The sequence below is a fragment of the Sphingomonas sanxanigenens DSM 19645 = NX02 genome, from assembly GCF_000512205.2.
In the GTDB taxonomy this organism is placed as follows: domain Bacteria; phylum Pseudomonadota; class Alphaproteobacteria; order Sphingomonadales; family Sphingomonadaceae; genus Sphingomonas_D; species Sphingomonas_D sanxanigenens.
In genome coordinates this window covers 204,699-218,321 of the sequence record NZ_CP006644.1, presented here as the reverse complement: position 1 = coordinate 218,321, position 13,623 = coordinate 204,699, and the positions used below count along the sequence as shown (strand labels likewise).

The following is a 13,623-nucleotide window of genomic DNA, read 5'->3' as shown; positions in this document are numbered from 1 at the left end:
CATCGTCCCAGGCACACGCTCGCTCGGGACGTGCCAGTGCGGGTCGATCGTTTCATCTCTCTCCCAGCTGTCCGCCCCTGTCGCCGGACAGATCGCGACGGGCGTTCCATCTTCGAGCAGCCCGGCGCCGTCATTGCCCAAGATCCTTGGGAAGGGCATCGGATCATCCCGGGCGGCCGGCCCGCGCGGGGTGAAAACGTCAGGCCGGTTCGGGCTGGCATGCGTCAGCTTTATTCGCATCCAGCCCGCCGGGCGGCGTCCTCACACGGTTTGGATGGTCCCGCCGTCGATCACGAACTCGGCGCCATGGATCGCGGCGGCCCGGTCTGAGGCGAGATAGGCGATAAGGTCGGCCACCTCTTCGGGTTCGGCGCCGCGCCCGATCGAGATCCCGCCCAAGGCATCAAGCACGGACTGACGCGCGTCCTCGATCGTGCCGCCGTTCGCGCGCCGGAGCATTTCGAGAAAGTCTCCGGTGGATTCCGTCATGATCCAGCCGGGCGAGACGGCGTTGACCCGCACGCCCTTGGGACCGAGCTCCTTCGAGATCGACTTGCTGTAGGTCCGCAGCGCTGCCTTGGCAGCGGCATAGCCGGTCGTGGACTCGGGAAGCGGCAGAACGGACTGGATCGAGGTGATGTGCACCACGATGCCCCTGCCCCGCTCGAGCATCTGCGGGATCAGCAGTCGATCGAGCCGGACCGTCGCCAGCAGGTTGAGGTTCAGCTCGGCGAGCCAATGGTCATCGGTCAGCGCGGCGAAGCCGCCCGCCGGCGAAGCCGAACCGCCGATGACATGGGCGAGGATGTCGATGCCGCCCAGCCGATCGAGCGCCGCCTTCGCCAGCGCTTCGCCGCCCTCCGCGGTCGTCAAGTCCGCCTGTACATATTCGACACCCTCTATCGGATCCTTGATCGTGCGGGCGGCGGTGACGACACGGGCTCCGCCGGCCAGGAAGCGCTCGACCGTGGCGCGGCCCAGACCCTTGGTGCCACCGCTGACGAGCACGCGCTTGCCGGCGAACTCGGCGGGATCGGCCTTGATGCTCATACCGTGGTCTCCAGCGTCTTGATGGCGCCGTCCGCCAGTGTGAAGCGATAGGTGAAGCGAAGCGGGCTACCCGGGAAGTCACCATGGGCGGGACCTTCGACCACGACATTGCCGCCTTCTTCTCGAACGGTATCGGGCATGAAGATGGCCTTTACCGGGATCACTTCTTCCTCGAACAGCCGGCGGATCGCCGCCTGTCCCTCGAAGTGCTTGCCGTTGTCGATGAAGACGGCGTCGCGCAGGAACGGCTTCAACATAGCGTCGATATCGAGACGGGCGTTTGCCTCGACATAGTCGGCGATCGGCTTGGGTAGATCCATTGACATGTTCATCTCCTCGACGGTGACGAGGCCTATTTAGCGATGGACTTTTCGCCTGATAATCGAGACAAATCGACATGGGCTGTCACGGAGATCGGGACAATGACGCGCCATTCGCTGATCGAGCTCGAGGCGGTTCTCGCCATCGTTCGGTGCGGCTCGTTTCGGGCGGCGGCGCTCGACCTCGGCATGTCGACCACCGCCATCAGCAACGCGGTGGGAAAGCTCGAGCGGGAGCTTGCCGTGCGGTTGTTCAATCGCACCACACGCAGCGTCTCGCTCACCTATGCTGGGCGGATCTTCGTCGCGCAGATCAAGCCGGCGCTCGAAGACATCCAGAAAGCGATGAATACCGCGCGCTCCCAGCAGGAGACGCCGTCCGGCACGTTGCGCATCAATGCCTTCGCGACGGCTGCACGCGAGATCATGGCGCCGTTGGTCCTGAGCTATCTGCACCGCTATCCGCAGGTTCATATCGACCTCGTCACCGAGGGGCGGCTTGTCGACGTCGTGGCGGCGGGCTTCGATCTGGGCGTGCGCAGCGCGGATCTGGTGCCCAGCGACGCGATCGCCATACCGCTCGGCCAGCAGCGACGCATGGCGGTTGCCGCATCCCCCGCCTTTTTCGAAAGCAGGGCTATCCCTCAAGTGCCGCAGGAACTGCTCACTTACCCCTGCGTCCGCGTGCGGCTTCCCAATGGCGCATTGTTTCGATGGCGGTTCGAGAAAGACGGCGAAGAATTGCAGCTCGACGTCGAGGGGCCGATGACCCTCGACGAAGCCTCCCTGGCCCGGATCGCGGTAACGAGCGGCGTGGGGATCGGCTATTTCATGGAAACCGATGTGCGCGACGACATCGCGGCGGGACGGCTCGTGCGCATTCTCGAAGACTGGACGCCGCCGCTCGTGCCGCTGTGCCTCTATTATTCCAATCGGCGCAATTCCTCCGCGGCCTTCCAGGCCTTTATCGCGCTCGCGCGCGACTTCGCCGCCGGACGCCTCGCACAGCCTTGAGCCCGCCGGTGCGCGTCCGCGCAGCGCGCCGGGGTTGTGCCGCCAGGCATTTCGACGACGCGACGATTGGCGGCCCCAGCGAACTCGCGCATCGGACGGCCATCGTCATATCGACCGGGTCCGGCCGCGGCGCTGGGGGTACAAATTTTTTGGGGTAGGCGCACGCCCATGCCTTACCTACGTCCCGACGGGTATGACCATGCCGGTGCAGGACGATTTCTGGGGGCTCACCCAGAAGGAAAAGCAGACCCTCCGCCTGATCGTGCGGGGGCATGATGCGAAGTCGATTGCGAGCAGCCTCGGCCTGTCCGTCCATACGATCAACGAGCGGCTTCGCGATGCCCGGCGCAAGATGACGGTGTCGAGCAGCCGTGAGGCGGCGCGCCTGCTGCTGGAAAAGGAGAGCGAGGGCGCTGAGACCCCGGCCCCCTATTCTCTCGGGGACACGGAAATAGGGGAGGACGCGGCGCGGCCCGATGCCGATCAGGAACGCACGCCGGTCAGCGGCGTGGCGGGCGCCAACCGCCCGTCCTGGATCATCATCGGAGTTCTGTTCATGACGCTCGCTCTCGGCTTTCTGGCACTCGTCACCCTGTCCCAGGCAGATACGGCGTCGCCGCCCGCGCCCGCCGCATCGCAAGCGCCGCATTCCGAGGTGGCGAACGCTGCCCGCCAATGGTTGACGCTGGTGGATCAGGAACAGTGGGAGGAAAGCTACAGGGCGACCGGCAAGGCCTTCCAGAAGCTGAACACCGCCGAAGTCTGGGCTGCGACATCGCAGAAGGTGCGCGCGCCCCTGGGTGCGGTGATCTCACGAACCTTCGTCAGCGAGGAAGAGCTTCCCGCCCCGCCCTCCGGCTATCAGGTGGTGAAGTTCCGGACCAGCTACGCCAACAAGGCCGACGCGCTGGAGACGGTCTCGCTCGATCGCGAAGATGGTCGTTGGCGCGTGGTGGGCGTGACGATCGAATAGTCGCCCGCGCCCGGCGGCAGGCGCGAATGCGCGAAGGGGCGACAGGCACGGACAGGATTGCGGCGGCGAGGCCGAGGCCCCCGCCCGATCCTGTCCGTTCGCCGCGCACGAAGCGCAGCACGATCGGTCGCCGTCTGTCTCGCCGACACGATCGCCCGCTTCTGAAATCCGCTGAAAGCCGCCCGAGCCGATCGATCGGCGCCGAGCCCCTCTGTTCGCCTCGCCCGGCCCGATGGCGCGCAACGCCTGTCGCCCGGCCTTTCTCCTGCCGCCAGTCATCGCGCAAAGAGGGCATGGCCGAGCCGCCCGGCTCCGCCGACGCGCGGCCTTTTCTATTGGGACATCTCCAGCCGGGCGGCGTTTGCTCCGGCAGCATTCGGCACCAGCGCTTCGACAATCGACGGCACCACCTGCCGCGGATCGTGCTGGCCGAACGCGTCCGCCAGTTGCGCGGCCTTCGCTGCGTAGGCCGGCGTCGTGAGCACGCGACGCGCCGCTTCCTTGACCATCTCTGCCGTCGGCGCGTTGCTGCCGATCGCGATGCCTGCGCCCGTCCAGTCGATCCGCACGGCGACCTCGCGCTTGTCTTCGGTCGTGCCGGCCTGGACGATCGGAATGCCCATGCTCAGCGCGTGCGTGACCGTGCCATAGCCGCCATTGGTGACGAGCAGGCTCAGTTTCGGCATCAACCAGTCATAGGGCAGATAGGGCGCCACCCGGGCGTTGCGCGGGATCGGCCCGAGCGCCTCGATCGGGCGCCCGCCCGTCGTGGCGACGACGATCACATCCGGCTCGTCGGCCAGCGCCGCCAGCGTCGGCACGATCAGTTGGCCGGGATCGGCGTTGGCCACCGTGCCCTGCGTCACCAGCACGATCCTGCGGCCATCGTCCAGATCCTTCGCCCAGGCGGGCAGCGGGACGATGCCGGGCGCAGGCGGATTGGCGCCGATGAAGCGGATCGACGGCGGCAGCGGGCCGCGGCCGAGTTCAAGCTCCGGCACGCCGGTCTGCAGGAACGCGTCCGGCAGCAGGACCATCGCGTCATAGAAGGGTATCGGCAGACGCGGGCAGCCATGCCGCACCAGCACATCGTTGATCATGGCATCGATCGGATCGAACCAGGCGGCCCTGGCTTCGGCGAACGTGCGCGCATAGGCGGCGCGCTCTTCATCGCTGGCCGCAGGGCGCATGCCCGAGAACATCGGCGCATGGTCGGGGCGCCCAAGCTGCAGGAAGGTCGCCCCGAGATGCACGATCGCCGGCCGGTGCGGGCGCCGCCTCGCCAGCAGGGGCAGCGTCGCGAACGTCATGCTTTCGGCGATGATCAGGTCTGCGGGAAACGCCTCCAGTAGATCGGCAAGCCCGGCATATTCAGGCTCCATCCGTTCCACGAACAGCCGCTCCCACGCCAGCTTGCGCGCCGGAAAGCCCGGTTTCAGCGTCCGGCGCTCGGGGAAGACGCGATCCATGTCGGCCAGATCGACATCGGCCGCCGCCGGAAAGGGATGAAAGCCGAGACCGCTCGCCTCGATCTGCCGGCGAAAAACGCTCGGCGCATAGCCGACGACGTCATGCCCCGCTGCCCGCAATATGCGTGCAATTCCCAGAACCGGGTTGAGGTGGCCTATAAGCGGCGCTGCGGTAACGACAATTCTCACAAACCATGGTCCCTTGCGGATATGACGGGCGGGTGGACCATGATCGGACGTGTAAACTACTTGGCCGTTTCGTTACGCCTTTTGGTATTTCATTCGTAGTGCCCGGCGGCATCGCCCCGGCCGCGCGCGTTCGATGCCGCCAGATACGCCTGGCAGGCGCGGGGCAGTTCGCGTCGCAGGCAGGCGAGATTTTCCTCGGATGCCTCGACTTCCATCGCGACACGCACCGAACCGCCAAGCAACGTCGCGAGCATGATGCCGACCGATTTGACGTCGGCGAAGCGCGCATCGGGCGCGGAAGCGAGCAACCGGCCGATCACCTCCACCATCTGCGCCATCGTCCGGCTCATCACCTCGCCGAGATCGAATTCGGCGGCAATGCCATAAATGGCGCGCGATGAGACCATGTCGGCCATCTTCGCGTCGAGCCACGCCGTCGCCAGCCCCTCCGCGATCGTCGCCAGGTCGCAGCCTTCGAGGCGCGCCGCCGCCCCGAGCATGGCGCCCCTGATCGTTTCCATCTGCCGCTCGACGATCGCGAAGAGCAGCGCCTGCTTGTGCGGATAATATTGGTACATCGTGCCGACCGAGACGCCTGCCCGCGCCGCCACCCGCGTCGTCGTGAGGCGCGCGACGCCATCGGCCAGCAAAACCTGAATGGTCGCGGTGTAGATCGCCTCGATCGTGGCCGCCGATCGCGCCTGCTGCGGCATTTTCCGGGGCTGAAGCAGCGATGGCGCGGGGCGGTTCATATGCGAATTCCAGACCTGAATGATCCTTCATATATTCGCTCCATCCCCATTGCGGCGCAAGGAAGCATTTCATGAACACCATCCTCATCACCGGCTGCTCGACCGGCTTCGGTCGCGAGACCGCGCTTCATTTCCTCGACCGCGGCTGGTCGGTCGTCGCGACGATGCGCGATCCTGCCGCCAGCACCTTGCCGGCCGCCGACGCGCTGCGCGTGCTGCCGCTCGACGTGACCGACGCGGCAAGCGTGGCGGCGGCGGTTGCCGACGCAGGGCCGATCGACGTTCTGGTCAACAATGCCGGCATCGGCTGGCTCAACGCCATCGAGGGCACGCCGATGGAAACGGTGCGCGACCTGTTCGAGACCAACCTGTTCGGCGCCGTGGCGATGATGCAGGCCGTGCTCCCGGGGATGCGCGAACGGCGATCCGGCGTGATCGTGAATGTCAGTTCGAGCGCAACGCTCAAGCCGCTGCCGCTGCTGTCGGTCTATCGCGCCAGCAAGGCCGCGATGACGGCGCTGACGGAGTCCGCGGCGCTGGAGCTTGCCGAATTCAATATCCGGGCAAGGGTGGTGCTGCCGGGCATGGCGCCAACGACGGATTTTGCGGTCACGGCACGCAAACGCATCGAAGAAGGCGGGTTCTTCCCCGCGCCCTATGACGGCTTCGCCACCCAGACCATGGCCATGATGGGGACTGCCCTGTCCGGCGATCTCACGACCGCTGAGGACGTGGCCGAAGCGGTGTTCCGCGCGGCGACCGATCCCGACTGTCCGATGCTGCTCCCCGCCGGGGCCGACGCGATTGCCTGGTTCAATGCCAGCGCCTGAGCGTTAAGGCTCCCGTTCCCACGCAACAGATCGAGACGATCCCCGAATGCCTGCCCGCAACCGCTATTATGCCGGTCCGCCCTCCGCCCATTTCGATGGCCTGCGTTTCCTGAACCCGGCCGGCGAGCCGGAAACGGACCGGAGCTTGCGCGATGCGCTGCGCTGGTATCGGACCGCGCCGAAAACGCAGTGGCCGGCATCGGTGCCCGTCTCCCCCATCGTGCCGGACGCGCGGGTAACGGGATTGCGGGTCACCATGATCGGTCATGCCACGCTGCTGATCCAGATCGCCGGCCTCAACATCCTGACCGATCCGGTCTGGTCCGAACGGGCCAGTCCGCTGGCCTTCGCCGGGCCGCGCCGGGTGACCGCGCCCGGCGTTGCGATGGAGGATCTGCCGCCGATCGATGCGATCCTGCTGTCCCACAATCATTACGATCATCTCGACATCGCCACGTTGAAGCGCCTGACGGCACAGCACGATCCGCTGATCGTCACGCCGCTCGGCAACGACAGCATCATCCATCGCCACATCCCCGAGGCGCGGATCGCGGCGGGAGACTGGTTCGACCGCTTCGATATCGCGCCCGGCGTGGAAACGCATATCGTCCCCGCGCTTCACTGGTCCTCGCGCGGTCCGGGGGACCGGCGCATGGCGCTGTGGGGCGGTTTCATGCTGCGCGCGAAGGGCGCGCTCGTCTATTTCGCGGGCGATACCGGCTATGGCACCGGCGCGATCTTCCGCGATCTGCGCAACCGCTTCGGCCCCACCGATCTCGCGCTCCTCCCGATCGGCGCCTATGATCCGCGCTGGTTCATGGCGGCGCAGCATACCGATCCCGAAGAGGCCATCCAGATCATGCGCGACCTGGATGCCGGTGCCGCCATCGGCATGCATTGGGGCACGTTCAAGCTGACCGACGAACCGCGGGAGGATCCCGCGTTGCGGCTGGCCGCCGGCCTCGCGGCGCGCGGCATCGCTCCGGATCGCTTCACGGCCATGCGCCCCGCCGAAGTGGTGGAATTCGATGCCACCCGCGCCGATGGCCCCGCTCCCCCCACCGCCATACCGTCCGGCGGTTGACCCGCAGCGACACGCGGGCGACCGGGGAGCGACGCGGGCGGCAAACGATGTGGGGTCCGCTTGCCGCCCCCCGCCACCGCGCCTAGAACCGGCGGGTTCCCGTCGTTCGAGGATGTTTCGCCTTGCGTATCGCACCGCTGCTTGCCGCCGTTTCGCTGCTCGCCAGTCTCTCCGCCGCCCCCGCCTTCGCTGCCGACAAGCCCGCCGCCGAGAAGGCGGACGAGAAGAAGGCCGACGATGCCGGCCAGTTCCCGCCGCTGCCCGCCGACAAGACCATCCGCCAATCGGCACGGATCGGAGGCAGGCTGCTGGCCTATGAGGCGACGGTCGGCACGCTCTCCGTGCGCGACGAGAAGGGCAAGGAGATCGGGCAGGTCGTCTACACCGCCTATACCGTGCCCGGAGCCGATTATCGCCGGCCGGTGACCTTCGCGTTCAACGGCGGGCCGGGCGCGGCCTCGGTCTATCTCAACCTCGGCGCGGTCGGGCCCAAGCGCGTGCAGTTCGGCGCGCAGGGCGATGCGCCGTCGGACCTGCCGGTTGCGGTCGACAATCCCAACAGCTGGCTGGATTTCACCGATCTCGTCTTCATCGATCCGATCGGTACCGGCTTCAGCCGCAGCCTGGTGGACGAGGCGGAGACCAAGAAGGCGTTCTACGCCAATGATCCCGACGTCAAGTATCTCTCGAAGGTGGTCTATGACTGGCTGGTGAAGGCCGGCCGGCTGCGTTCGCCCAAATATATCATGGGCGAAAGCTATGGCGGCTATCGCGCGCCGCGCATCGCCTATGAACTGCAGTCGCAGATCGGTGTCGGCGTCAACGGCCTGATCATGGTCTCGCCCTATCTCGATCCCGCCTCGGGCGACGATGCCACCGCGCTTTCGCCGCTGCCCTGGGTCGTCAACCTGCCTTCGATGGCCGCGGCCGAACTCGAGCGGCAGGGCCGGCTGACCCCGCAGGCGATGGCGGAGATCGAAGCCTATGCGCGCGGCGAATTCGCCACCGACCTGCTGCGCGGCCGAACCGACCAGGCCGCGGTCGCGCGCATCGTCGCGCGCGTCAGCCAGCTCACCGGGCTCGATCCCGCGCTGGTGCAGAAGCTGGGCGGGCGCGTCGACATCGGCACCTATCTGCGCGAGGTGCGCCGCAGCACCGGCACGATCGGCAGCGTCTATGATTCCAACGTCACCGGCTTCGATCCTTTCCCCTGGGCGGCCGAGCGCAAGTCCAACGATCCGATCCTCGACGCGCTGATCGCGCCCACCACCAGCGCGATGGTGGATTTCGTCACGCGCGAGGTCGGCTGGAAGACGGATGCGCGCTTCAACGCGCTCTCCTATGCGGTGAACGCCGCCTGGGATCGCGGCAAGCCGGAAGACACGCCGGTGCAGGATCTGCGCAAGGCGATCGCGGTGGATCCGCGCATGGCCGTGATGATCGTCCATGGCTGGGACGACCTCTCCTGCCCCTATTTCGCCTCGCGCCTGATCGTCGACCAGATGCCGGCCTTCGGCACAGCCGAGCGGATCAAGCTGAGCGTCTATCCGGGCGGTCACATGTTCTACAGCCGCAACGACAGCGGCGCGCAGTTCAAGGCCGATGCGCAGGCGCTCTACCGCACGCGCTGATCGGGCGCGCCGCACGGCCCCGGCGGCGGTCGACAGGATCTGCGGCTTCGTGCGCGACTGCGCGTTCGACGGCGAGCGCGCCCGGATCGCGCTGCGCGTCCGCGTGGAGGTGCGCATCGCGCGATGGGAACGGCGCGCCGGCGGATAGGCCGTCAAGGATGGACGCGCCCGCTCCTCAGTGCATCCTGTCGCGCGCGTTCCAGCCATGCTCGCGTGCCAGCACCGCGGCGTGCGTGCGGTTGCGCGCCTGCATCTTGCGGAACAGCGTTTTCAGCGCCAGCTTCACCGTTGCCTCGCTCACGGCCTGCCGTTGCGCGATCGTCTTGTTGGGCAGGCCCGCGACCAGGCCATCGAGCGCGGCGGCTTCACGCGCGCTGAGGTCCGGCCAGGGCGCGCGCGACGGCGCGGGGCTCGGCGCACGGGAAACATGATCGATCAACGCCGCCGGATAAACCTTCTCGCCCAGCGCGACGAGATCGAGCTGAAATCGAAGCGCGTTGAACGCGCTGTCGCCGCTGACATAGCCGGCCGCGCCCGCCCTGAAGATTTCGGAGATACGCCGCGGATCGCTGCTGCTGCCCATCACCACGATCTTCGCGCAGGGGCGCCGCTCCTGCAGCGTTTCGAGCGCGCGATATTCGCCGCGCGGCACGAACAGATCGCTGATCAGGATGATATTCTCGCCGCGCGGCACGATGCGCGAAAGATCGTCCGGTTCGGCGCAGGATTCCACATGTCCGCAATCGTCGGCCATCATCCGGCGCAGCCCTTCGCGCATGATCTGGTTCCGAATCACCAAAGATATATGAGATGCCGAACGCATGTTCTCTCCCCGAGCATGATGATATGCCCGGAACAGGAACAGAGCTTCCCCACTCAACTCCGCATCCCGGCTACAGCACTATACACGTTCGAATTCTAAACATCAGATTAATTTTTAATCATGAACCGCGCGATCGTCGCCGCACAGGATCGCGCGGATCAGGCCATCGCTCACCCAGCGGCCAAGCCATTCTCCCGCCCGCGCGATCCCCGGTTGCTCCCCCAGCGCCTCGACCGCAATCGCGCACAATGCCGTGAAGGGCAGCCCGGCGCGTGCGCGGATCAGCGCCGACTGCTCGTCCGTGTCGATCGCACGGAAGCGCGGCACCAGCCCCTGCCGCCAGACGAGGATCGCGCCCGGCGCGTCGCGCCGATACGGCGGCGGCGGTTCCTCGCCGGCGGCCAGCGCAGTCCAGATGCGGTCGGCATTGGTCGCGAGATCGCCGATGTCGATCGTCGGCACCATTCGCAGAACCGCGCGGTCCCAGTCGATATCGGCCAGGTCCGCAGCCGTTATCGCCGGCGCATCGGGGCCGACAAAGGCTTCATCGAGCGCAAGATCGATCCAGGCGAGCTCGCCGACCTCGGGATCGGCGGGATAGATGAGCGCGAGGCTTGAAGGAAAATCCTGCCCATAGGCATCCAGCGTCCAGCCCCCGGGGGGCACGCGATCGATGTGGAATGCCGCCGCGGCGCGGAAGGCATCATCGCCGATCCACGCGCGCGTCCGTTCGAAACCCGTTTCGAGACAGGCGACGAGTTGCGCGCGATAATTGTTCTGGTGGACGCGCAGGCCCGGCGCCGCATCCGGCCCGATGCGCGCCGCCGCCGCCTCATCCTCGCGCACGAGCCAGGCGCGCATGTCGCGCTGGAAGACGAGCAGGCTCATACCGCCTCCTTCAGCGCGGTGGCGGCGATGCCGCGCACGGTGGCGAGTTCGGCCAGCAGGTCCCCGAGCGGCGGGATATCGTCGTCGCGCTCGATCATCGTCGCGACCGGCCCCAGCCGCGGCAGCACATGCGCATAGAGGTCGAGCACCGAGGCCGGCACCGGGCGGTCATGCGTGTCCACCAGCAGTTCGGCCCCCTGGCTGTGTCCGGCGAGATGGATCTGGCGCACGCGATCGTGCGGGATGCCATCGAGCCAGGCGATCGGATCGAAGCCATGGTTGGTCGCACTGACGAAGACATTGTTGACGTCGAGCAGCAGGCCGCAGCCGGTGCGCGCACACATCGCGTCGAGGAACTCCCATTCGCTCATGTCCGCCCCTGCGAAGCGGATATAGGTGGAAGGGTTCTCGACCAGCATCGTTCGGCCGAGCGCGTCCTGCGCGCGATGGATGTTGGCGCAGACCGTATCGAGCGCCTCCTGCGTATAGGGCAGCGGCAGCAGGTCATGCGCGCTGAACCCCTCGATCCGCGTCCAGCTCAGATGGTCGGAGACGAACAGCGGCGCGATCTCGTCGACCAGCGCGCGCAGCCGCGCGAGATACGCGCCGTCGAGCCCGTCCGCCGAACCGATCGACATCGACACGCCGTGCAACGCCACCGGATAGGCTGCGCGCACCTCCCGCAGCAACTGCCGGGGGCGGCCGCCTTCGACCATGAAATTTTCCGAGATCACCTCGACGAAGTCGACCGGGACGGGGTCCGCCCGGAAATCGGCATAATGCGGCCGGCGCAGGCCGAGGCCGAAGCCGGCGAAAGAGGGGGGAGCGGTCATCGGGTCATGCCTCGGGCACAGCGTCCGGCCCGGCGGGTGATCCCCCGCCGGGCCGGGCCGGCTCACTTCGCTTCGGTCAGGCTGCCGCCGGCGGCCTTGCAATCCTTGGTGCTCATCGCCTTGAAGCCCTGGCCCTTGCAGCCATTCTGGCCCTTGCACTCATTCTTCGCGGTCTTGCAGTCCGACGTGCCCTTGCACGTGTTGATGCCATAGCAATGGACCACTTCGGCCTTGGCGCCCTCGTCGGCCGCGACGGCGGCGGGGGCAGACGCCATCGCCACTGCGACGACGGCGGCGGAGGCGGCGATGCCGAGGGCGCTTTGCTGCGTGATCATCATAGGGTCTCTCCTCTTGGAATCCTGCCGATTTGGCCTTCCACATTCGCCGCCGCCCACCGGCAGGTTACAGGCAGCGATGAATTCACCAGCGCAGCAGCCGCGGCCCGAGCAGCGCGCCGAGCGCCGCCGCCAGCAGGATGCCGAGCGAATACCAGGACAGCACGAAGATTGCCGAAACCTCTGGGCAATGCAGGCAATAGACGGTTGCGGCGAAAGCGCCCGCGGCGAGCCCTGCCGCCGCCCCGGTCGCGCGCAACCGCGTCGGCGCCAGCTGGCGGAACGACCAGAGCAGCCCTGCGAAGATCGGCACGGCGAGCGTCAGCACCCGCCAGGGACAACTCGTCCAGCTATGCCCCAGCCACATCGCCAGCCAGTCGGCGGGCGGCGTGCGCACCAGTTCCAGGATGCCGATGACGGCGAGCAGGGCGATCGGGATCGCGGTGAGCCAAAGCCCCCGCAGCCGATCGCTGTCGGGCCGGGCAAGCTGTACCGTCACGACCAGGGCGGCGAGCGTCAGCGACGCGGTATAGCCCCACTTCATCCAGAAAGAGAAACCGCGCATCGCCTTGCCGAGATCGGGGCGAATGCCCATCCAGAACGTCACCAGCAAGGCAGAGACCAGCGCGCCGAGCACCAGCCCGGTCGCGATGCGCCGCCCGACGGCGCCGCGCCGCACCGGCCGGGTATCGCGCGCGAGGTCGGCGATGAGATCGTCGGTCTTCATCGCGCGCTTCCGTGGACGCGCGCGATGAGGCTCTTGATGCCGCGATGCACCGACACCTTCACGTCGGATTGGCCGATGCCGCCCGCTTCCGCCGCCTCGACGATGCTCAGACCCTCGACCCGGGTCGCACGGATCATCTGCGCCTGCTTGGGGGGCAGCCCCGCAAGCAGATCGTCGATATCCAGCCGGGCGAGCACCGCCGCCTCGAAATCGTCGGCGACGAGCATCTCCTCCATCCCCTCGATCGGCAGCAGGCGACGGCGTCGGCGAAAATGATCGATCATCTTGTAGCGCGCGATCGCGAACAACCAGGCGGTAAACGTGCGATCCCGATCATAGGTCGCGCGCCGTGTGTGGACCGCAATCAACGTTTCCTGCACCAGATCCTCGATATCATCGTCGGCGCCGCTGACGCGCCGCCGATAGAAGCCGCGCAGCAGGGGAACGAGCAGGCGCAACAACGCGGTATGCGCCCCGGCGTCACCGTCGAGCCCATCGACCATCAATCGCCGCAGAAGCGCTTCGTCCGCCCGCATCCATGCTCCTCGCTCGCAGGTACGGCTGGGGTGCCGGCCAGGTTACACCGCGATTGCGATTTTTTCTTGAACCTCCGCGTAACCCCGGCACGTCCCGTCGCGAATTCGCTTCAGTGACACGGTCTCCCGCCTCCTCCCGTGTCACCGCGCGGTCCGGCAGCCCCCGCCG

At 67.1% G+C, this 13,623-nt stretch carries 15 protein-coding genes; 5 read left to right on the top strand and 10 right to left on the bottom strand.

Features of this window, described 5'->3' with window-relative positions:
* Window positions 1–261 precede the first annotated feature (261 nt).
* Window positions 262–1,050 carry an SDR family oxidoreductase gene (locus tag NX02_RS01055; RefSeq protein ID WP_025290365.1) on the bottom strand — a complete coding sequence of 263 codons (789 nt, stop codon included), beginning with the start codon at window positions 1,048–1,050 and terminating at the stop codon, window positions 262–264.
* Window positions 1,047–1,376 carry a nuclear transport factor 2 family protein gene (locus tag NX02_RS01050; protein WP_025290364.1) on the bottom strand — a complete coding sequence of 110 codons (330 nt, stop codon included), beginning with the start codon at window positions 1,374–1,376 and terminating at the stop codon, window positions 1,047–1,049. The genes NX02_RS01055 and NX02_RS01050 overlap by 4 nt, the downstream gene beginning before the upstream one ends.
* Window positions 1,377–1,472: 96 nt before the next feature.
* Here NX02_RS01050 and NX02_RS01045 point away from each other — a divergent pair, with 96 nt between their 5' ends.
* Window positions 1,473–2,384, top strand: coding sequence for a LysR family transcriptional regulator (locus NX02_RS01045; RefSeq protein ID WP_025290363.1), 912 nt, complete (start codon window positions 1,473–1,475; stop codon window positions 2,382–2,384).
* Window positions 2,385–2,577: 193 nt separating this feature from the next.
* On the top strand, window positions 2,578–3,357 hold the full coding sequence (locus NX02_RS01040) for a helix-turn-helix domain-containing protein (RefSeq protein ID WP_025290362.1): 780 nt from the start codon (window positions 2,578–2,580) through the stop codon (window positions 3,355–3,357).
* A gap of 332 nt (window positions 3,358–3,689) precedes the next feature.
* Here NX02_RS01040 and NX02_RS01035 read toward each other — a convergent pair whose 3' ends face one another.
* Window positions 3,690–5,015: a glycosyltransferase gene (locus tag NX02_RS01035; RefSeq protein ID WP_025290361.1), complete on the bottom strand. Its 1,326-nt coding sequence runs from the start codon at window positions 5,013–5,015 to the stop codon at window positions 3,690–3,692.
* An 89-nt stretch (window positions 5,016–5,104) separates the two neighbouring features.
* Window positions 5,105–5,767, bottom strand: a complete 663-nt coding sequence (locus NX02_RS01030; protein ID WP_025290360.1) for a TetR/AcrR family transcriptional regulator — start codon at window positions 5,765–5,767, stop codon at window positions 5,105–5,107.
* Between the two features lie 71 nt (window positions 5,768–5,838).
* Between NX02_RS01030 and NX02_RS01025 the strand changes: the two genes are divergently transcribed.
* From NX02_RS01025 to NX02_RS01015, 3 genes are all read left to right on the top strand, one after another.
* Window positions 5,839–6,597 carry an SDR family oxidoreductase gene (locus tag NX02_RS01025; RefSeq protein WP_025290359.1) on the top strand — a complete coding sequence of 253 codons (759 nt, stop codon included), beginning with the start codon at window positions 5,839–5,841 and terminating at the stop codon, window positions 6,595–6,597.
* A gap of 46 nt (window positions 6,598–6,643) precedes the next feature.
* The gene (locus NX02_RS01020; protein ID WP_025290358.1) at window positions 6,644–7,681 is read left to right on the top strand and encodes an MBL fold metallo-hydrolase; all 1,038 of its coding nucleotides are present in this window, start codon (window positions 6,644–6,646) and stop codon (window positions 7,679–7,681) included.
* 122 nt (window positions 7,682–7,803) lie between these two features.
* Window positions 7,804–9,312 (top strand): S10 family peptidase, encoded by a 1,509-nt coding sequence (locus tag NX02_RS01015; protein WP_025290357.1) that lies wholly within the window; start codon window positions 7,804–7,806, stop codon window positions 9,310–9,312.
* 175 nt (window positions 9,313–9,487) lie between these two features.
* Here the strand turns inward: NX02_RS01015 and NX02_RS01010 are convergent, their stop codons facing one another.
* The 6 genes from NX02_RS01010 to NX02_RS00985 all read right to left on the bottom strand — a co-directional run bounded on the left by NX02_RS01010 (window position 9,488) and on the right by NX02_RS00985 (window position 13,454).
* Window positions 9,488–10,090 carry a response regulator transcription factor gene (locus tag NX02_RS01010; RefSeq protein ID WP_158013850.1) on the bottom strand — a complete coding sequence of 201 codons (603 nt, stop codon included), beginning with the start codon at window positions 10,088–10,090 and terminating at the stop codon, window positions 9,488–9,490.
* A gap of 159 nt (window positions 10,091–10,249) precedes the next feature.
* The gene (locus tag NX02_RS01005) at window positions 10,250–11,023 is read right to left on the bottom strand and encodes an HvfC/BufC N-terminal domain-containing protein (RefSeq protein WP_025290355.1); all 774 of its coding nucleotides are present in this window, start codon (window positions 11,021–11,023) and stop codon (window positions 10,250–10,252) included.
* Entirely contained in the window at window positions 11,020–11,856 is an 837-nt protein-coding gene (gene bufB, locus NX02_RS01000) for an MNIO family bufferin maturase (RefSeq protein WP_025290354.1), read from the bottom strand. The genes NX02_RS01005 and bufB overlap by 4 nt, the downstream gene beginning before the upstream one ends.
* Before the next feature lie 62 nt (window positions 11,857–11,918).
* Window positions 11,919–12,191: a BufA2 family periplasmic bufferin-type metallophore gene (bufA2, locus tag NX02_RS00995; protein ID WP_025290353.1), complete on the bottom strand. Its 273-nt coding sequence runs from the start codon at window positions 12,189–12,191 to the stop codon at window positions 11,919–11,921.
* A gap of 85 nt (window positions 12,192–12,276) precedes the next feature.
* Entirely contained in the window at window positions 12,277–12,918 is a 642-nt protein-coding gene (locus NX02_RS00990) for a DUF1109 domain-containing protein (protein WP_025290352.1), read from the bottom strand.
* On the bottom strand, window positions 12,915–13,454 hold the full coding sequence (locus NX02_RS00985; protein WP_025290351.1) for a sigma-70 family RNA polymerase sigma factor: 540 nt from the start codon (window positions 13,452–13,454) through the stop codon (window positions 12,915–12,917). The genes NX02_RS00990 and NX02_RS00985 overlap by 4 nt, the downstream gene beginning before the upstream one ends.
* Window positions 13,455–13,623 lie beyond the last annotated feature (169 nt).